The following is a 19,368-nucleotide window of genomic DNA, read 5'->3' on the forward strand; positions in this document are numbered from 1 at the left end:
CGGAGATTCCGCGAGTTTCAAGAATTGGAAAGGTCCCGCGGAAATCGCCATTCTTGCCCATCGCGACGAGCAAGAAGGTGGCTATTGTCCACGACTGGTGCCCGGCCTTCCGAGGGGGCGAGCGTGTCCTTGCCCAGCTATGTAAACTGTTTCCAGAGCCGGAAGTCTTCACCCTGTTTGATTTCCTGACTTCGGAAATCAAGGAGCAGCATTTTTTAAACGTTGCTTTTCACACGTCGGTCGCGGATCGCTTGCCGATGGTTGCTAAGTTCTACCGTTCGCTCTTCTTTCTGTGTCCATTTCTAATCGAGCAATTTGATGTGACCGACTATGACGTCGTCATATCCTCATCTGCGGCTTTTTCACGGGGCGTGTTGACGCGGCCAGATCAACCGCATTTATGCTATGTGCACAGCCCGATTCGCTATGCATGGGACGAGCAATTCTCGTATCTTTCGCAGGGGCATCTTGGCTTCGGGCCCAAGGGATTGCTGTTTCGTTACATGTTGCATCGTCTCAGGGCTTGGGACACGCGGACTGCCCACGGACCCGACGTGATGCTGGCGAATTCTCACTACGTGCGCGCCCGGATCCGGCGCATTTATGGTCGTGACGCGCGGGTGGTTTATCCGCCCGTTGCGCTGGATGAGCTTGAATATGTTCCGGAAAAAGATGACTACTATGTCGCAGCTTCATTTTTGGCTCCATACAAGAGAACAGATCTTGTCATTCGAGCCTTCAACGAGATGCCTTCACGGCGTTTGATTGTGGTCGGGGAAGGACAACAATCGGCGGAGTTGCTGGCATTGGCCGCCCCAAACGTCACATTTACTGGATTCCTACCACGGCAGGAATATGTGAAGACGATAGCGAGAGCCAGGGCGCTGATCTTCGCCGGGTGCGAAGATTTTGGCATCGCTCTTGCCGAGGCCCAAGCCTGCGGCACTCCCCTTATCGCTTTTGACAGAGGTGGTGCGCGTGATATCGTTCAGAATCTTGGAAATTCTGAGCGTCCAACTGGCATTCTCTTCCAGCGGCAGACCATCGATGCAGTACGGCAGGCGGTGGAGCATTTTGAATCGCATCGGCGAGAGATTCGGCCGTCAGCTTGCTGCCAGAATGCCGCCCGCTTCTCTGTCGAACGGTTCAATCGGGAGATAGCACAGGCATTCGAGGCCGTTCAAACGATGCATTCGCCAAGTTGATGTCTCCGCTTTGAGCCACCCGATCGTTGTTTCCTCAGTTTGGCGCCGCGTCATCTGCGGGAGCGCCGATGCCGTCCAAGCGAGCCATCGCAATTAAATACTTCTCCGCCGATTTTTGCCAGCTGAAGAGCGGAGCTCTTTCTCGGCCATTTTTGATCAGTGCCGCGCGAAGGTGTTCATCCGCTCGTAGACGTACGAAATGATGAAACCAGTCATCAGCGTTTGTGGGCGAGGCGTAAAGGGCGGCTTTGCCGCAGATTTCCGGCAAGCTGGCGCGGTTGGATACAACGACGGGGCAACCGAGAGCCATTGCCTCGAGGGGAGGCAAGCCAAAGCCTTCGACAAATGAGGGAAAGGCAAGGCACAGGGAATCGAGGAGAAGCGCACCAAGTTCATTGTCAGATAACCGGCCGAGCCACATGATGTTGTCTGCATCCGGGTCAAATGCCCCGGCATTAAAAACACGAGAATTACCGAGACCGACCACCGCAATGCGCAGGCCAGCGGATTCCAACCTGTTCGCAATTCCAATAATGAGTGCAATATTCTTATGAGGTGCAGGATTGCCCAGGATCACAATCGTATTGCGTCCAGCCGCCGCACGCGTTGATTCTGAATGTCGGGGTGTCCACCGAAGTGTGTGTTCGTAGCCGTTAGGCATTAGCCTGATCTTTTCTCTGTCGCAAATTTGATAGCGAATTAGCTCGCTGGCGGAATGAAATGAAACGGTTCCGATGGTCGTGGCGGAACGCCCCAGCAGCGGAAGCAATATGCGGTAAACAGCGCGAAACCGTGGCGAATAGCTGTGCGGGCAGGTTCGGGTATTAAGGTCGTGAATGCAGACGATATGTTTGCGTTGCGAGAGTGGCCCGGTATTGCACAAGCTGATAAGGGCGCCGCGGGTTTGATAAGGAAGAACGGTCTGCTCCCAAAGATGCCCGTTCACGCGACCGACAGAACGGTGATGAATCGCGTGCAACGGTGGTACGGCCGTGCCCGGCGGGACAAGCAATTCGATTTCCAGATCGCGTGTGAGCGGGTGGCCTTGGTTCAGCAGAGCGTCCAGCGCATGCAAAATTTCGTGCGCATACCGCTGAACGCCCGTCAGGGACTGCGTAAGGAAGCGACCGTTTATGCTCCAGTGTCGGCGCATATGCATCTCGCGCGGGCGTAATCTTTGTGCGGTCACGTAGTCCTCGTACCCTATCGCGCCCTCGCTCTGGGAGTGTCTCTTCGCGAAATATCGTACGCCGCGAGACCGGAAACGACACGTAAGGTGAATGGGCGGTCGTGACCTTTTCAGAGCCTACGGCTTTCGGGGTAGAGCCTTACATCGCAAGTGGCAGCGAGCGCGAGGATCGACTCGTTGAGATGATCTTAATCAGCCGAATGCACGGCTGTCCTAAACGGCCTTTACGAATAAGTTTAAGTGGGCTCCAAGGTCGATCGACGATGGATGGCATGGAACGACAGCCACGTTACGGGGTTGCAGCCCTCCTGCAGCGGGCATCTCTGGCTGTTGATTTTGCTTCCGAGCTTAGTCGGACCGACCAACAATCACTTACGCCCGCGGTCAACGCGCAACGTCGTGCATGGACAATCAACGGAGATTTTGTCGCGCTACAGCCGAACGGTGTCGCTCGATACGCGCGGGAGGTCACGCTGGCCATTGACGCGCTTGTGGCTGAAAAGCATCCGCTCGCGGCGGGACTCGATATTGAACTTCTCGCACCCCATGAACCGCGCGAGCCTTTGCGCCTGCAGAAGATTCCGATCCGAATCATTCCGGAATTCAAGTACCCGCGATTGCCTCAAGTCTGGGTTCAAGCGCAATTGCCTCAGCACGTGGCAGGGGGGCTTCTAAGTTTCTGTAATCTGGCACCGATGCTCAACCGTAAGCACATTGTGTGCATTCACGATTTACACACGAGGCTAATGCCGAATAGTTACGGTAGATTGTTCCGTTGGGTGCATCGCGTCGTTTTGCCAATCCTTGGCCGGCGTGCAAAATTTATTACGACTGTTTCGACCTCGTCGCGCGAACATCTGATCCGGTTCGGGGTGGCGCCGGCGGAAAAGATCGTCGTGACCTATAATGGCAGCGATCACACCGCCTGTTGGCGGCCAGAAAAATCCAATCTTAAACCAAAACCCGCTCGCCCGTTCGTGCTGTGTCTCGGTCAAAATCAAGAATATAAAAACACGAAAATGGCTTTGCGATTGGCACAATCGCTCGATGAAATGGGCCTCGATATCTGTATTGCAGGAAATATCAATGAAAAGACCCTTCGTGCCGACACAAGGGAGGATCCGCGCAATCTCCGTTTGCTTGGGCGCATCGATGACGATGATCTGGCCAGCATGATGTCCAAAGCGTTGTGCTTTCTCTTTCCGTCGCGAATAGAGGGTTTTGGCTTGCCGGTGATTGAAGCAATGGCGCTCGGCTGCCCGGTTGTCGCGTCGAGCGCGCCGTGCCTTCCCGAGGTGTGTGGGAACGCGGCATTGTTGGTCGATCCAGACGACCCTGCCGGCTGGATCGAGGCCGTGCGCGACCTGCAAACCGATCAGCGGCTGCGGCGGCGCATGATCCTAAGAGGGTACGCGCGTGCGCGCATTTATTCGTGGCGCAATATTGCCGAGGTCTATCTGCAGCTTATGGCGCAGGTCGACGAAGCAACTCTTCCACATTCTCAAATGCGAAATTGCGACCGGATACGCCTTGATGCAACAAGGCGGTCGAATCGGAAAATACGACCAAAGAAGTCAAGAATAGTGCTGAGCGGCAGGCAGGGTTAATCCGATGTTGCCCCGTGTATCCTTGGCCCTCCCTGTTTACAATGGAGAAAAATTCATTGGGGATGCGATCCGATCTATCCTGGACCAGGATTACAAGGATTTCGAACTCATCATCACTGATAATGCGTCGACTGACGGAACTGGACGAATTTGCGCGGAATTCGCGCAGTCCGATGGCCGCATAAGATACGTCCGCAATGAGCGCAATCTCGGCGCAGGTCCGAATTTTAATCGCGGCTTTGACCTCAGTTCAGGAGAGTTCTTCAAGTGGTGCGCTTGTGACGACTGCCTAAGTCCAGATTTCATTGGAGCTTGCGTCCGGGCGCTCGAAATGGATCAAGATGCCGTGCTCGCTTACGGCATGACACGGAGCATCGACGAGGACGGACGTCTCATACCCTTGGTCGGGTCGATGATGACGGATATGGGAGATGACACTCCACCTCGGAGATTTCGGAAAGTCATTGCTGAAGTCGGAACATGCTATGAGGTTTTTGGCGTATTTCGCAGAGAGGCTCTCAAGAAAAGCGCGTTGCACCGCTTCTATTATGGATCCGATCGCGCACTTATTGCGGAAATGGCGCTGCTTGGAAGATTCTTGCATGTTCCGGATGTCGTTTTCTACAACAGAGAACATGCAAACCGGTCTATCAATATAGTCGACAAAAAAGCTCGTGTCTTCTGGCACAACACCGATGCAAAATCGACGCGGGCGCTCGAGCATTGGAAGCTGTTGAAGCAGCTGATCGAGACCGCCGTTCGCCACAGGCAAGTTGTTCCGCTGAGCAAGACGTTGCCGTCTCTTTTTGCCTGGGCGACCACACCACTTCAGTTGTCAAGATACGCCTTGGAAGTGATCGGACTCGTAGTGCCTTCCGCACAGGGTTGGTTGCGACAGATGGGCTGGTCCGTCTTACAGACTTTGCGAAAAACGGGATAGCTTATGCGCGGGAAGTTGATCACGAGCGAGGAGTCATTGCTGCATATCACGGGCAGCTGCGCGATGAACTATCAAGAATACGCCGAATTGAAGGGATGGAGCGGATCCGAATTCGGGAGATGCTCGTTCGGTGAAAGGGCCTATTACGCGATGGAGCTTGCGCGCCACGGAGTGTCCTGTCAGGGCCGGAGGATTCTCGAACTGGGCTTTGGAAATGGAATGTTTTTGCGTTTTGCGCGCGATAGCGGGGCTGAAGTCGTCGGTGTCGAGATCCAGGATAATTTATTGAAGCGTGCAGCTGACAGAGGCTTTGTCGTTTACCGTAGTCTCGATCAGGTTCTTGAATCCGCAGTCGAGAAGAAGTTTGACCTCGCGGTTGCTTTTGATGTTCTGGAGCACCTGTCTCCTGAGGAAACTGTTGAAGCCCTTCGGAAGATGCAACGGTTGGTCAAGCCCGATACAGGGCTGTTTGTTGCGAGGTTTCCGAATGGGGATAGCCCGTTCAGCCTGCCTCTTCAAAACGGCGATTATACCCATAGGATTGCCCTTGGCGCCGGAATTGTCAGTCAGATTTTAGCTCGAGGCGGATGGAAGATAAATTATCTCGGGGAGCCGATGTTGGCCCCGGCGACTTTCAGGGAGCGGATGCTGGCGGGTCCAGCTCATGTATTTCGGCGTGCTCTGGAGCGTTTGTTGATCGCTCTTTATTACGGCCGCCACGGTCCCTCTACCCTGTACCACAACTACATACTCGCCGCGTCCCCAAATATAGAGGGCGACGGTCGCTGAGAGAGACATCATGGGCGTGACAAAGCCATCGAGCTGTCTTCCATTTGATCTGGTGCGACAATGAGCACAGCTGATCTGAGAGTTGCGCATAAACAGGAGATGATGACCCGCCCGGTACATTGTCCTTGCTGTGGTGGGCGTGCCACGCGGACGCTCTACGATGCGCCGTCTGTTCCCGTGCACAGTTGTATCTTATTGAATTCGCGCGAAGAAGCCTACGCGTTTCCTCGGCGCGATCTGAAGCTCGCCTATTGTGAGACCTGCAGCTTCGTATTCAATTGTATCTTCGACGAAGCCGTAATGAAGTACTCGACCAATTTCGAGGAGTCTCAGCATTTTTCAGATACATTCGGTGCCTTTGCCAAACGTCTCTCTCGTGACATTGCGCGAAGATGCGAAATTGCGAACAAACATGTGCTTGAGATAGGTTGCGGAAAGGGAGAGTTCCTGCGGGAAATGTGCGAGGGAAGTGGGGCCACTGGGCTTGGCATCGATCCGGCTTACCGAGCGGATGAGGGGCGCAGTAATAAGGACGATAGCGTTGACTTTATCGTCGACCTTTTTGGGCCGAAATACAGGCATCTCAGCGCAGACGTTATCCTCTGCCGTCATACCCTGGAACACATTGCTCCTGCTGCCGAGTTTATCCGGCTAATTCGCGAGATGAGGAGCATCCGTAGCGATACTTGGATCGTATTTGAAACGCCAGATGCCAAACGGGTGCTTGATGAGGGCGCCTTCTGGGACATCTATTACGAGCATTGCTCCTATTTCAGCCCAGGCGCTCACGCACGTCTTTTTCGAAAGGAAGGATTCGACGTTACGGATCTCGAACTCGTCTATGATCAGCAATACATCGTTCAATACGCGAAACCGGCCCCCAAACCCACGCAACCGCATTTGTTGCTGGAGCAAGACCTTCAGGAGATGCATGCGTTGGCGGCAGCCTTTCCCGCGCGGGTCGGCGAGTCTTTGAATAGCTGGCGCGAATACGTGCGTTCGGCCTGGTCGAGTGGCCGTCGTGTCGTGCTTTGGGGTGGCAGCTCGAAAGGCGTTTCCTTTCTTACCACTCTCGGACTCACCGAGGAGGTGGCAGCAGTTGTTGATATCAATCCTTACAAGCAGGGAAAATTTGTACCTGGCAGCGGGCATGCCGTCGTTGCGCCGAAGGCGCTCGTCGTTGAGCCACCGGACGTGGTTCTGGTGATGAATCCGATCTATGTGAATGAAATTGCTATGTGTCTGAAAGCATTGGATCTGGAACCTGAAATCGTCGCAGTACAGCCGCTGATGTAGATTGTGCGTGCGTAGCTCACCTCACGACATTCCAATCTGAATGCCTCTCTGCACGACTTGTGGAAGTCGGGCAGCTCTTACCAACGGGCTGTGAAAGCTTCAAATTTCGAACCGGTGTCGTTTCCCCATTCCCAATTGATGGCAAGTCCGACGCGCATGACCCGCAATGGCGGATCGTCCGGATAGAGATCGGTCAGGCTGCGCTGCATGATCGGCTCGCCGTCGACGAAGACGATAAAGTGCTCTCCGTCAAACGCGATCCTAAGGCAAAATGGCTTACCCCAATCAATCTTGTCCCAGATCATCGTCCAGATTGCGTCATAAAGTTCTTCGAACCCATGGCGTTTCGTGAACAGGGCGATCGAAGAGCCTTTGTAGTTGTCATCCAGATAGGCGGTGAAGGAGAGATAATTGTTCTTATCCTGCCAAAAGACGAGACCACACCGGCAGCAATGCTGCTGGCCCCGGTACTTGCCGGGAGGAGTAATCGTAACTTCGAGATCGGCGAAGTCGGATCGGCTCCACGGTAAAGTGTAAAAGGTACGGCCAGGATTTGGCTTCTCCAGAGTGGCCCGCACACGGGCGCTGCCCAGGCCGTCGACATCGATGTGGCCGGCGCCCAGCGTCTTTTCCCACATTCCTTCGCCGCGGAGCGGCCTGCGCCCGGCAAGATCGCCCGCCGTGCCGGCGAAATCGTCGGCGTACGCAGTGCGTGTACCCTGTCGACTCCAAGGCGGATCAAAGCGCACGGCTGCCGGCATCGGAGCTTCGCGCGGATGCGCCTCGAAATCGCGTATCTGCGCGCCACTCCTCTCCCCAAACCAGAGACCGACTCCGGTCGCTTCTTCGAGCGTTTTGTCGTCGAACCAGCAGTCGAAAAGGCGCTCACCATCCAGATAACAGCCGATCTGGTTGTGCGCATCCAGGATTTGGACCGAATGCGTAGTCTTTCGACCGAGACCATGGGTCTCGTCTCGCGCTACCGGAATCTCAGCGCCATCCTCAACACGAACGAGTAAGGAGCCATTGTCTGAAAGCTTGAGAAGCCAAAAGTTCTCGCTGTCACGAACGCGCCAGACAAGCCCGTTTGCGGTCGGAGCATCGTTCGTCTCGAGGATTGCGTGAACGAGTCCGGATGGGGCTCCAGGGTCAAGAATCGCGAGTGCGTTGCCGTCGGTCACTGCTCCCCTTTTAGTGCGAGCGATCCGGCCACCTAGGATATGCCATGTTCCGCCCAGTATTGCTCCGCCCTTGAGCTCACCCTGTCCCGTTAGGGGGTCACCCGCATGCGCCGTACCAAATGGCCGTGTGAACTCTGGGATTTGGCCGATGTGCACGCCATGGATCCGCGTATCGACGCGGAAGCCGATCTGACCGAGCACACATTGATGGATTCCCGCATACAATGTCTTATCGATATTGAACGGATCGATAGCGATCGGACGCAGCATCGGGAAACCGGCGAGCGCGTGTGCGCCCTCGATCGCAGCCGCGTAGTATACGGCGCCGCGCTCACGCAATGCGACGACATAGCAAATTTGCAGATTTTTTACCTGCCGGAACGCACTGAGGCAGCGACTGCCGACGCGGGCCCACAGCTCCCCGTTTTCACCTTCGGCGGCGTGCATGATGAGCCCGCATCCATCGACGAGCGGATCACTCGGGGCTTCGCTCGTGAACCACCCAACCGCCAAGTTCTCGTTGCAATTCGGCAGGTTGTAAGTTCTGGACGTGCTGCGCATCCACCAGAGAAATCGTCGAAATGTTCCTTTCTTGCGCGGTCCACGTATCCACGCAGCGAGTCGTGTCGGCAAGGGATCAACGTCAGGGCCCACCGCCCACCGCCAGAACCGCTTGACGATATGCTCCGGGATGATGCCGCCCTGTGATGTGTTGTGACCGTTCGTTATTGATACCGCCAGCGTGAGCCCGTTCATTCTGGGGAATGGACCGTAAGCGATCCCTTGGCGACCCCAACCGGGTGTGATGAGAGGTTGAAACCGGAGCGCGCCGTGATCGATGGCTATTTGGCGCTCGATATCGCAGCCTAGCCTGACGGCGCCGGGGATTTCAGCCGTGCCGATGACTGTACCGGCCGGACGGTCGTCTGAAAACATGTCCACGATGAGCGGCTTCGGATGCTTGAGCGGCGCTCCAGCCGCAGCAATTTTCAACGGCGCCGTCATCCTTGCACCTTTAGGCAATAACGATTTCGGGCGTAAGGCCGAGCGCCGCCGCCGTACTGGCAATTTCGTCGCGATAGAGCGGGTTCATAACGATGATCGATTGGAGCCGCCGTTCCCGCAATGCGTCGGGAGGCAGAACCGGCGCGCCAGTTCCCGGCACAAAGCGGCCCTGTTTGTGCGGGTTTACGTCTATAAGCGCACTGATTCGATTCGCGCCTGGAACGGCATTAACAAATGTAACGCCCTTTGAGCCGGCGCCCCACACGACGGTTTGGTGTGGGTCGCGCGCTGCGAGATAGTCACGCCAGTGTTTGATCTTGTCGCGATAGACCTCATCAAAATTCTGAACGAGCGATTCGATCTCGCTGCTCTTCGAGAGCGGAACGGGAAGGCGCGCGGGACCGGGTTTCGCTTCTATGTAGAGGTATTGGTCGCCGAACAACGCGCCGACGTCGAGCACTTCGAATCCCGCCACATTGAATGCTGTGCATAATGAAGCTGGGGTGAAATACGAGATATGCTCGTAGATGATATCCCAGATACCCATATCGCGCAGCGTGTAAAGAGCATTGGGAACTTCAAAGTAGAATACCGTCGCAGGGCCGACACCGGGATGAGTGCGAAGCGTGCGCAGAAACGCGACCGGCTCAGCTATGTGTTCGAGGACATGCCGGCATAGTACGAGATCTGGCCGCACGTCTGCATAGGTGTTGGAGAACCAGTCATTGACGAAGCGGATGCCGGGCACCGATTTATTCCGGCTCTTCTCAAAGCTCTTGTCGAAACCGAGCCCCTTGGCTCCGCTCATCACGCACAGTTTCGTGAGGAAATCACCTTTGCCGCAACCAATGTCGACCACCGTCTTGCCGGCAAGTGAATAAGTCTTGCTCAGCCGTGCCGCCAGCGCGTCAGCAAAAACCGTAAAGCGCTGGGAGAAGTGCAGCGATGTCTCATAACCTTGCGTGTAGTCAATTTGGTCTTCATCAAATGCAGCATTGAAAACATGTGTACATTCGCGGCAATGCATGGTTGCAAATCGTGCGGTCCGCGCCGAGCGTGCCGACCCCGCATCCAGGTGAAGCGAATTGCACAGAACGGGCAACGCCTCAAAGGCAACTGACGACAGCAGACTGTGCCCTTGGCATACGGGGCAGTCCGTGCGCTCTGGAGGAGGCGCTTCCATCAGACGACAAGTGGTGCGGGGACCGGGATAATGAACTTACCGCCGCGCGCGCGATATTCGCGTTGTTGCTCGAGTATTTCTTCGGCAAAATTCCAGGCGAGCATCAACACGTAGTCCGGTTGAATTTCAAGAAGGGACTCTGCCGAGCGGATGGGGACGTGCTGGCCCGGCATGTATCTGCCGTGTTTATGGATATTGCGATCAACGACAAAGTCGATGAGGTCGCGTCCGATGCGGGACGTATTGATCAGCGTAGCGCCCTTGGCAGCTGCGCCATAGGCGGCGATCGAAGCGCCTTCGCGCTTTAGCCGATGCAGAAGCGCCGACAGATCGCGCTTCAGCTTCTCGACTTTGGCGGAGAAATCGCGGAAGTAGGCAATTGAATTGATCCCACGCGCAGATTCGTGCGCAAGCTGCTGTTTCACGCTTGCCCCCACTCGCTCTTGCGGCTCCACGTAGAGGCGCAATGAACCGCCGTGAATCGAAAGGTGCTTGACCTCGTTGAGATAAAGCCCGTGGTGGCGAAACAGTCGATCGAGCGCGGAGACTGAAAAGTAACAAAGATGTTCGTGGTAGATCGTGTCGAACTCGCAGTGATCGATCAGCTGTTCGACATAGGGGACCTCGATGACCGCTACACCATTGTCCGTGAGAAGTCGCGCGATCCCCCCTACAAAGCCGTTGGTATCAGCGACGTGAGCAAGCACATTGTTGGCATGGATGACATCGGCCCGTATACCCTCTGAATGAAGAGTATCGGCAAGCTCGCGGGTGAAAAAGGCGCAGCGCGTGGGAACTCCCATCCTCTCCGCCGCGGCAGCGGGACCGTCGGCGGGATCAATCCCAAGCACGGGAATTTCCGCTTCGATGTAGTTTTTCAGCAGGTAGCCGTCGTTGCTCGCCAGCTCGATAACGAAACTATTCGGACCCAGGTTTCGGCGCCCAATAAGATCGAGCGCGTTTTCACGCGAATGTTTAAGAAGCGCCGGTGAGAAGGACGAATAGTACGGATATGCATCTGCAAATAGAATTTGTGGGCTCACCGTCTCGGTTATCTGCGCAAGGCTGCAGTCTTGGCAGAATGCGACGCGGAGCGGAAAGACGAGTTCGGGTCTTTCAAGGTCTGCATCGGTCAGAAGACGGTCAGCCAGTGGTGTCTCGCCAAGCTCGAGAAACGTTTCGATCCGGTTCCCGCCGCACGACCGACAGGTGCGCTCTGTCACGGAATTCGGTTCGCAACGTGCCATAGCGCGTTATATTCCTTTCTACTGCCTTCAAGCCGCAATCACTTCGGCCGGCGAGGCGATACGACGCAAATCCGCGTCCACTTCGCGGTCGTGAATAAGCTTCTTCACATGGGCGATGCGCTTGAAGCGCTCTCCTTCGAAATCATCAAGCGTAAGCCCGACGGTGCAGAAGCTTTCGTAAAGCTGCTCCACGCCTCGTCGAGCCGTCCACTGCGGCTTGAAAGCGTGCAGACGACGGCCGATGTAGTTGCAGTCAACGCGATAGCATCGTGTGTCTGGACCCGCCGTGGCAGCGTATTCGATCCGGCTGTTCGGCACGACCGTCTTGACGATTTCTGCCAGTTCCCTGATCTGATAGTTCTCAGTTGTCAGGCCGACATTGAATGCTTCGTTGTGGACGAGGTCACGATCGGCTTCGAGAGCGGCAATATAGGCTCGTGCGATGTCCTCGACATGCACGATCGGCCGCCATGGCAAGCCGTCGCTCTTAAGGTACACCTGTCCGGTTGTAAACGCCCAAGCGGTCAAGTTATTCACGACCAGGTCGAATCGAAGGCGCGGCGATAAGCCGTATGCAGTAGAAGCGCGCAGGAAAGTAGGACTGAACCTCTCATCCGCCATTGGCGCTATGGCACGCTCAACGTTTACCTTTGAAAGCCCGTAGGGTGTAACAGGGTTGAAAGTCGCATTTTCGGCGATGAAATCCTCGCCGGACGCTCCGTAGTTGCTGCACGATGAAGCATAGAGAAATCGTAAAACGCCAGCCTGTTTTGCAAGCCGTGCGAGGTTTACGGATGCCCTGAAGTTAATTTCGTCGGTGAGTTCGAGCCGGTAGTCGCCGAGGGGATCGTTAGAAAGTCCCGCGAGGTGGATGATCGCGTCAAATCCCGACACCTCATCGATAACTGCGTCGCGGATATCCTTCTCAATCGTCGGTATTTCGACGAGAGTCCCGATGAATGTGCAAGCGCGGAAGATATCGCTGTCAAATCCCCAGACATCATGGCCGCGCTCCAGCAGCATAGGCGCGAGCACGGAGCCGATATAGCCGCGATGTCCGGTTAGCAAGACCTTCATTGCTCAACTCCATGTTTTCCAAGGCGGCCGTTCGCTATCCCAAAGCTTTTGCAGGAGGTGTTTCTCCCGTATTGTGTCCATGCATTGCCAGAAAGAGTCGTGACGATACGCCGCGAGTTGTCGGTCGGCGGCGAGGCGCCTCATCGGTGCGTGTTCGAACATGACATCATCACCGTCGATGTAATCCCTGATGCCGGGCTCTAGGACAAAAAAGGCGCCATTGATCCATCCCTCGGAGGCCTGCGGCTTTTCAGTAAAGTCGGCCACCAGATCGCCGTCGAATTCGATATGGCCATAGCGTGCGGGTGGGCGCACTGCCGTCATAGTGGCTAGCTTGCCGTGAGATCGATGGAACGCGACTAGCTTGTCTAGATCTACATCAGACACTCCATCTCCCCACGTAAGCATAAAGGTGCCGTTGCCCATCCAATCTAGCAGCCGCTTAATGCGGCCGCCTGTGAGCGTGCTCAGTCCTGTTTCGATGAGATCGACGGACCAATCGGGAACGGAGTTGGAGTGGTGCTTCACATCGCCCGTTGCGAGTCGGACTGTCATGCTGCCGTTCAAGTCACCATAATCTTTGAACCAACGCTTGATGTACTCACCCTTGTACCCGAGCGCGATAGCGAATTCATGATGACCGTAACGGTAATAGTGCATCATGATGTGCCAAAGGATCGGCATGGAACCGATCTCGACCATTGGTTTGGGACGTATCTCAGTTTCCTCCGCCAGCCGGGTCCCAAATCCGCCGGCGAGAATACCGACCTTCATGAGGTCTTCTCCACCAACACACGTGATTGTAGTTAGCACGTGTGGTTAGCTTGGACGACGCAAGAGAACGGATGATGGAAACGCACCCATGTATGACGCCAGACGAGCCATTTGCATGATGCTCGATAGCTGTATGCGGCACCGATTTAAGTCTTTGGAGGTAGACGATTGGGCAGAGTCGGCCATCATTTTCGCGCCACATCCGGACGACGAGACTCTTGGTTGCGGGGGCGTTGCAAACAAGAAGATCAATTCGGGTGCGCGGATCAGATTTGTCTTTGTTACTGATGGCGCAGCGTCTCACCCTGGTCGTATAAATCCCGGAGCGTTGCGTGCGATCCGCGAGGCGGAAGCCATAGAAGCAGTTCGCCGTTTGGGCGCCTCATCTGATTGTGTTACCTTCCTGCGTTTTCCAGATGGGTCCGCCCTAAAACATCTTAATGAGATAACGGGTGCGATTGTGTCTCTGCTCAATGCGTGGCGACCACAGAGTGTGTTCGTGACCCACGCGAAGGAGCCGCCGCCCGACCATGTAGCTGTCAATTCAAGCGTGCTTGCGGCGCTTCGCGCACATGGCCTGCCTGTTACGGTGTTCGAGTATCCTATCTGGTATTGGTACCATTGGCCCTGGATACGGATAGGCGGTGATTTGCCCGGCATGTGGCGGACCACCCTGCGACAGACGCTCAAGACGGCGGCGGGGTTGCGTGCGTTGTCTACACTCGACACATTAGCCTATGTGGGCGACGTAATCGACGTGAAGCGCGCTGCTTTGGCCGCACATATGTCCCAGATGAAACGACCGGAGGATCAAGACAATTGGCTGACGCTTCCGGATCTGTCGGGCGGTGATTTTGTTGCGCGATTGCTGTCAGACTACGAAGTGTTTACACGCTATGAAGTCAATACATAGTGATTTCGGGATTGCCGCAGCCGTGTTTGTGGTCGCAGCCACAATCGCTGCAGCCGTCAGTATCGATCGGAGCTATGGACAGTTCGAACAACGTCTTGCAGCGGGTCTCATTTTTGATCGCAAAGAGATTGCCAACCAATCCGGAGATGTAAAGCTTGTCGGCGACCTGGATGGGGACGGACAATTGGATCTTGTCCTCGGAGGCTACCCGCAAGATCCCTTATCCTGGTGGCGCTGGCCAGATCTGCGTCGCACGATGATTGCAGCTGCCCGCGTCGAGTTCACGACTGACGGGGTGCTGGCCGACGCCGATGGCGACGACGACCTCGACATCATCACGGCTGATGGTCCTAAGGGGATCAATCTCGTTTGGTTCGAGAACCCACGCCCACATGGCGATCCGGCCGACGGCACTCAATGGAAGCGTCATGAGATTGGTGCCGTCGGAGACTGGGTTAAGGACATCGAAGCAGCCGATTTCGATGGTGACGGCCGCATCGATATGGCGGCCCGATCGGCCAGAGAACTGATGATCTTCTTTCACGACCGTCCCGGGGTCTGGAACCGAACGCTTCTGCGCGGTTTCGATTTGGGAGAGGAGGGCATGGCAAGCGGCGACATTGATGGAGACGGGCACGTTGATTTAGTCCTGCGCGGCATTTGGGCGAAGAACCCGGGAGGCGCGGCGGCGCGTGATCCCGCTCGGTGGCGGGCTTATCCTGTCGGTGTTTTCAGTCCCGCCTTTAAGGCGCTTGTCGTTGACCTGGACCAGGACGGCCGGCCCGATATTCTCACTTCGAGTTCTGAACACACGGCGGATGTTGCCTGGTTCCGCGCGGATGAGGGGCCGACGCGGCGGTGGACCCGTCATGTCATTCAGCCTGCGGTCAGCGGCGCTCATACGCTGCAGGCGGCCGATATGGATGGAGATGGCGACATAGACGTCGTGGTGGGACAGATGCACACGACCAAGGAGCGGGCGCTAGCCATCCATTACAATATTGACGGTCGTGGAACGCGCTGGGCGCGGCAGGTCATTGACAATACGGGGCTGCACAATGGCGTCGTCGCCGATATCGACGGCGATGGCGACTTCGATATTTTCGGTTCGAATTGGGCGGGCAATCCGCCGCTGAGAGTCTGGATCAATCGCCTCGATCCGCCTGCTTCAATTCGCCGTCTCGATCGCTGGAGCTATCACCGGGTCACTGACAAACATGTTCGCTCGTTCAATCTCGCCTTTGCTGATGTGAATGGCGATGGGAGGACCGACATCATTTCGGGTCCATTCTGGTATCGCCAGCCTGTCGATCCCTGGACCAAAGCTTGGGAGCAGGTCCGCCTTGGAGATGGCCTGGACGCGATAGCAGCGCTCGACTTCGACGAAGATGGCCGCGCGGAGATCATTGCACAGCGTGGCAGTGGTAAGGCGCTGCAGGTTGTGTGGCTCAAGGCAGTGGATTCCGATACACGCATCTTTCAGGAGCACCGCATAGGCGAGGTTCCTGCCGCCAGCCACGAACTTGGCTCTCAAGGCCACGCACTGGCACAAATCGCGACCGGTGGGCGGGCGGAGATCGTCGTATCCAGCGGAGGTGGCGTATTCTATTTTCAAATTCCGGAAAATCCGGAATCGGGACCGTGGTCGCGCACACGCATCTGCGCCGAGGCCTCCGACGAAGGGTTTGCCTTCGCCGACATCGACGGCGACGGTCTGCTCGATCTTGTTGCCACCACGGGCGAGACGAAAGGCGTCGCTTGGTGGCGCAATCCTGGTGATGGCTCGGCCGATTGGGAACGGCGGAATGTCGGGACAGTTCGCGAGATGGTTTTCCCGGATCGTGTTGCGGCTGCCGATCTCGACGGCGATGGACATCCCGACATCGTCGTCAGCGAGGAGAACGGCAAAGTCGATGGCGCGAAGGCCTATTGGTGGCGCAATCCCGGTGACGGATCGCTTGATTGGAAACGGCACGAGATCACCTCACGCGGCTCGCTCAACAGTCTTTCTGTGGCCGATCTCAACGGTGACGGCAGACCAGATCTCGTCATGGGAGAACATCGCGGTGCGCTGCGCCTGTCGATCTGGAATAATCTTGGTGGCGGACGCTTCATCGAGCAGATGATCGACGAGGGAAGAGAAAGTCATCTCGGCGCTGGCGTATTCGATCTCGATGGTGACGGATATCTCGATGTGGTCTCGATCGCGTGGGATGCGCCTGACGCGATCCACGTTTGGCGCAATGGTGCCGTCAGGGAGTGGTCCACATGGAATTGATCGCGAAGCTCCGCGGCATATTTTCAGAAACATATGTTGTCGCCGAAGGGAGAGGCGCCGGCCTGAAGCTGGTCGCAAGGGGCGCTGATCCGAATTTTGCGCGTGGAATTTATGAACAGCCCATGCAGGAAGCAGTTATTTCCGGCCTGTCCGCGGGCGATGTCTTTTTCGATGTGGGCGCCAATATTGGATTTTTCTCACTCATCGCCGCGCGCCGGGTAGGCACTGAGGGGTACGTTTACGCTTTCGAACCCGTTCCGCGCAACGTAGTCGCGATCCGGCGAAGTGCACAGCTCAACGGTCTTGCTATGATCAAGGTTTACTCCGAAGCCGTCGGAGCAACAACCGGGCGCGCCGAACTTCTGCTTGCGCATCATATTGGCGGCGCTGCACTCGCTTCCGTAGGTGCGCCGCCGGATACACGCGGCCGCATGCAAGTCGACGTCGTGACACTGGACGATGCCGTAGCCCGGCGGGGGTTGCGACCGCCATCGCTGGTCAAGATCGACGTCGAAGGCGCCGAGATCGATGTCCTTCACGGTATGACGGAAATTATGCGCAGATATCGGCCGAAGGTCATCTACGAGGTCGACGATGCAACGAGAGAAGGGCTCGCTCGCAAAGCCCGCAATATTGCGGCATTCATGACAAAGGCGGGTTACACGCTGGCGCCATTGCCGGCCTGTTACCCTGATGAAGACTGGTATGTCGAACACGTCTTCGCACGTCCCATGTGAGGAAGCGTCTTTGCATCGCCGCAGGCAGAGGGTCTCATGCAAGGCAGGAGCAGCATAGTCACAGAGACGAGGAACGCAGTACGCGATTTCCTGCGGGCGCGCGCACCGTTTCTGGCGCGTCACATTGGCACTTTTCATCTGAGCGAAGACCGCAAGCTTCTCGAGTTAGTCATTCTGACCTATCTGCGCGATGACCCGACGATAAAGCGTATCCTGTTTGTCGGTTGTGAGTGGTACACGAAACCTTACGAATCCTTGTTCCGATCCATGGAATATTGGACGCTGGAAATCGACCCGGGTAAGCGCCGCTATGGCGCGCGCCGCCATGTCGTTGATGCTCTGAAAAATCTTGAGCGGCACGCGCCCGCCGAATATTTCGATGCGATCGTCTGCAACGGCGTGTTCATGAAGACAGCAATTGAAACACGCGAGGAGGCGGAACCATCTTTCGAGGCATGCCGGCATTGTCTGCGGTCTGGTGGCTGGTTCATCCTGGGCTGGAACGACACCGACGAATTGCGTCCTTATCCGCCGAGCGAAAGCTCGTCGCTCACTGCCTTGACGCGCAGCGCGTTTCCGCCACTCGGTGTGAGCGAGCACCGGACCGAGACAAGTTATCGACATACCTATACGTTTTTCACAAAGCCTTAGCCTGCGGCGGCCTTTCGCCACCGCCGCACCGATAGGGCCTCGCCATGCAGGTCGTGAGTGAGAGCGGCGATCCGTGTCCATGGATAAAGCTCGGCGACACGCTTTGCGCCGCGCCGGCCCATTTCCGCGCTCGCTTCGGGAGTGGCAAGCAGTCGAATGATCGCGTCAGAAAGGGCGGCTGGATTGTTTTTTTCGACGAGCACGCCGCCGCCGGTCGCTTCGATGATCTCCGGCATGCCACCTGCGCGGGTCGCCACGACCGGCGTGCCGGTTGCAAGGGCCTCTATGAGACTCATGCCGAAGGATTCACTGAGCGATGGATTCACGAGCAGCGATGCGCCGGCGCAACGCTCAATGACGCGCTCATACGTTTCCGGACCGGTGAAATTAACTGTGTGCCTGAGCTGTGGTGGAACCATCGTACGCAACGCGGAGCCGTACGAACCTTTGAAGGCCATTCCTCCGCGATAGAACCGAGACAGGTTCAACACGTCCGGGTCCTCGCTCAGATCAATCAGGAATTCTCGTGGGGTCTCGGCTGGCGGACCGACGATGTCGAGACGGGCCTCGGGGTGGGCGGCAATGACCTTAGGCCAGGCTTCGAGCAGCGTGTGAATGCCCTTCTCCGGCGACACACGCCCGACGAACAACACCTTTCCTACCGTAGGCCGCGCTCCAATGCGGGCGAGCCGTTCCACCGGCGCACCGTTGGGCAGAACAGCAAAAGGTGCATCCGCGTTTGCGAACCGTTCGAGAGCGGTCGCTACGACGTGCCCCGAACAACCGACGACAAGATCGGATGCGGCCACACCACGCGCCATGACATCACGGTCGAGCCGGGCGAGCCAGTCGCAATGCATGTGCAAGACAATTGCGGCGTTGGGCGCGGCGCGCCGAATAGCCGGTGCATAGTGCGGAAAATTCTGAAGATGAATGACGTCTGGCGCGAGACGGCGGAGTTTCCGCGTTGCCTGGATGAGGAAGTCGAGGGCGTAGAAGCTGCGCGCAAAAAGCGGAGCACGCGGGCAGACTCGGCTCCATAGCCGGGACGCCTTGCCCCACACGCGCACCGGCGCACAGGTGAGAAGCTCCATACGCGCGCCGTCGATATCGACCTGTGCAGCCTCTCCGCGCGAGCGGCGGGCGATAACAGTCACGTCGCAGACTGCGCCCAGGCGGCGCGAGACTTCATAGGTCCAGATGCCAATAGAGCTCTGATTTGGCGGAAGGACCAGATCGAAATGCTGGCAGACGAACGCAACTTTCATGAACCTGAATCCTGGCCCGTCATTCACG

General features: G+C 56.6%; 16 protein-coding genes. 9 read left to right on the top strand and 7 right to left on the bottom strand.

Going from position 1 to position 19,368, the window contains the following annotated elements:
* The first annotated feature begins 53 nt into the window (after positions 1–53).
* A complete protein-coding gene (locus RO009_10195) occupies positions 54–1,205 on the top strand; it encodes a glycosyltransferase (protein ID MDT3685398.1) in 1,152 nt (383 codons plus the stop codon).
* A gap of 34 nt (positions 1,206–1,239) precedes the next feature.
* On the opposite strand, the gene RO009_10200 is transcribed toward RO009_10195, so the two are convergent.
* On the bottom strand, positions 1,240–2,394 hold the full coding sequence (locus RO009_10200) for a glycosyltransferase family 1 protein (protein ID MDT3685399.1): 1,155 nt from the start codon (positions 2,392–2,394) through the stop codon (positions 1,240–1,242).
* A 272-nt stretch (positions 2,395–2,666) separates the two neighbouring features.
* On the opposite strand from RO009_10200, the gene RO009_10205 reads away from it, so the two are divergent.
* Genes RO009_10205 through RO009_10220 form a run of 4 tightly spaced genes read left to right on the top strand, consistent with a single transcriptional unit; the run spans position 2,667 to position 7,026 of the window.
* Positions 2,667–4,001: a glycosyltransferase family 1 protein gene (locus tag RO009_10205; protein ID MDT3685400.1), complete on the top strand. Its 1,335-nt coding sequence runs from the start codon at positions 2,667–2,669 to the stop codon at positions 3,999–4,001.
* Positions 4,002–4,005: 4 nt separating this feature from the next.
* A complete protein-coding gene (locus RO009_10210) occupies positions 4,006–4,941 on the top strand; it encodes a glycosyltransferase family 2 protein (protein MDT3685401.1) in 936 nt (311 codons plus the stop codon).
* Between the two features lie 3 nt (positions 4,942–4,944).
* The gene (locus tag RO009_10215; protein MDT3685402.1) at positions 4,945–5,730 is read left to right on the top strand and encodes a class I SAM-dependent methyltransferase; all 786 of its coding nucleotides are present in this window, start codon (positions 4,945–4,947) and stop codon (positions 5,728–5,730) included.
* Between the two features lie 60 nt (positions 5,731–5,790).
* On the top strand, positions 5,791–7,026 hold the full coding sequence (locus RO009_10220; GenBank protein MDT3685403.1) for a class I SAM-dependent methyltransferase: 1,236 nt from the start codon (positions 5,791–5,793) through the stop codon (positions 7,024–7,026).
* 77 nt (positions 7,027–7,103) lie between these two features.
* Here the strand turns inward: RO009_10220 and RO009_10225 are convergent, their stop codons facing one another.
* From RO009_10225 to rfbF, 5 genes are all read right to left on the bottom strand, one after another.
* Positions 7,104–9,212: a DNA-binding protein gene (locus RO009_10225; GenBank protein MDT3685404.1), complete on the bottom strand. Its 2,109-nt coding sequence runs from the start codon at positions 9,210–9,212 to the stop codon at positions 7,104–7,106.
* Between the two features lie 10 nt (positions 9,213–9,222).
* Positions 9,223–10,239: a class I SAM-dependent methyltransferase gene (locus RO009_10230; GenBank protein MDT3685405.1), complete on the bottom strand. Its 1,017-nt coding sequence runs from the start codon at positions 10,237–10,239 to the stop codon at positions 9,223–9,225.
* 155 nt (positions 10,240–10,394) lie between these two features.
* Positions 10,395–11,618 (bottom strand): class I SAM-dependent methyltransferase, encoded by a 1,224-nt coding sequence (locus RO009_10235; GenBank protein ID MDT3685406.1) that lies wholly within the window; start codon positions 11,616–11,618, stop codon positions 10,395–10,397.
* 51 nt (positions 11,619–11,669) lie between these two features.
* The gene (locus RO009_10240) at positions 11,670–12,719 is read right to left on the bottom strand and encodes an SDR family oxidoreductase (GenBank protein ID MDT3685407.1); all 1,050 of its coding nucleotides are present in this window, start codon (positions 12,717–12,719) and stop codon (positions 11,670–11,672) included.
* 3 nt (positions 12,720–12,722) lie between these two features.
* Positions 12,723–13,493 carry a glucose-1-phosphate cytidylyltransferase gene (gene rfbF, locus RO009_10245; protein MDT3685408.1) on the bottom strand — a complete coding sequence of 257 codons (771 nt, stop codon included), beginning with the start codon at positions 13,491–13,493 and terminating at the stop codon, positions 12,723–12,725.
* 115 nt (positions 13,494–13,608) lie between these two features.
* Between rfbF and RO009_10250 the strand changes: the two genes are divergently transcribed.
* Genes RO009_10250 through RO009_10265 form a run of 4 tightly spaced genes read left to right on the top strand, consistent with a single transcriptional unit; the run spans position 13,609 to position 18,072 of the window.
* A complete protein-coding gene (locus RO009_10250) occupies positions 13,609–14,406 on the top strand; it encodes a PIG-L deacetylase family protein (GenBank protein MDT3685409.1) in 798 nt (265 codons plus the stop codon).
* Positions 14,390–16,684 (top strand): VCBS repeat-containing protein, encoded by a 2,295-nt coding sequence (locus tag RO009_10255; GenBank protein ID MDT3685410.1) that lies wholly within the window; start codon positions 14,390–14,392, stop codon positions 16,682–16,684. The genes RO009_10250 and RO009_10255 overlap by 17 nt, the downstream gene beginning before the upstream one ends.
* A complete protein-coding gene (locus RO009_10260; GenBank protein MDT3685411.1) occupies positions 16,675–17,421 on the top strand; it encodes an FkbM family methyltransferase in 747 nt (248 codons plus the stop codon). Before RO009_10255 ends, RO009_10260 begins: the two co-directional genes overlap by 10 nt.
* Before the next feature lie 36 nt (positions 17,422–17,457).
* The gene (locus RO009_10265) at positions 17,458–18,072 is read left to right on the top strand and encodes a methyltransferase type 11 (protein ID MDT3685412.1); all 615 of its coding nucleotides are present in this window, start codon (positions 17,458–17,460) and stop codon (positions 18,070–18,072) included.
* On the opposite strand, the gene RO009_10270 is transcribed toward RO009_10265, so the two are convergent.
* Positions 18,069–19,340: a glycosyltransferase family 4 protein gene (locus RO009_10270; GenBank protein ID MDT3685413.1), complete on the bottom strand. Its 1,272-nt coding sequence runs from the start codon at positions 19,338–19,340 to the stop codon at positions 18,069–18,071. The two genes, RO009_10265 and RO009_10270, sit on opposite strands and share 4 nt — an antisense overlap.
* Between the last annotated feature and the right edge of the window lie 28 nt (positions 19,341–19,368).

It is taken from the genome of Pseudorhodoplanes sp., assembly GCA_032027085.1.
In the GTDB taxonomy this organism is placed as follows: domain Bacteria; phylum Pseudomonadota; class Alphaproteobacteria; order Rhizobiales; family Xanthobacteraceae; genus Pseudorhodoplanes.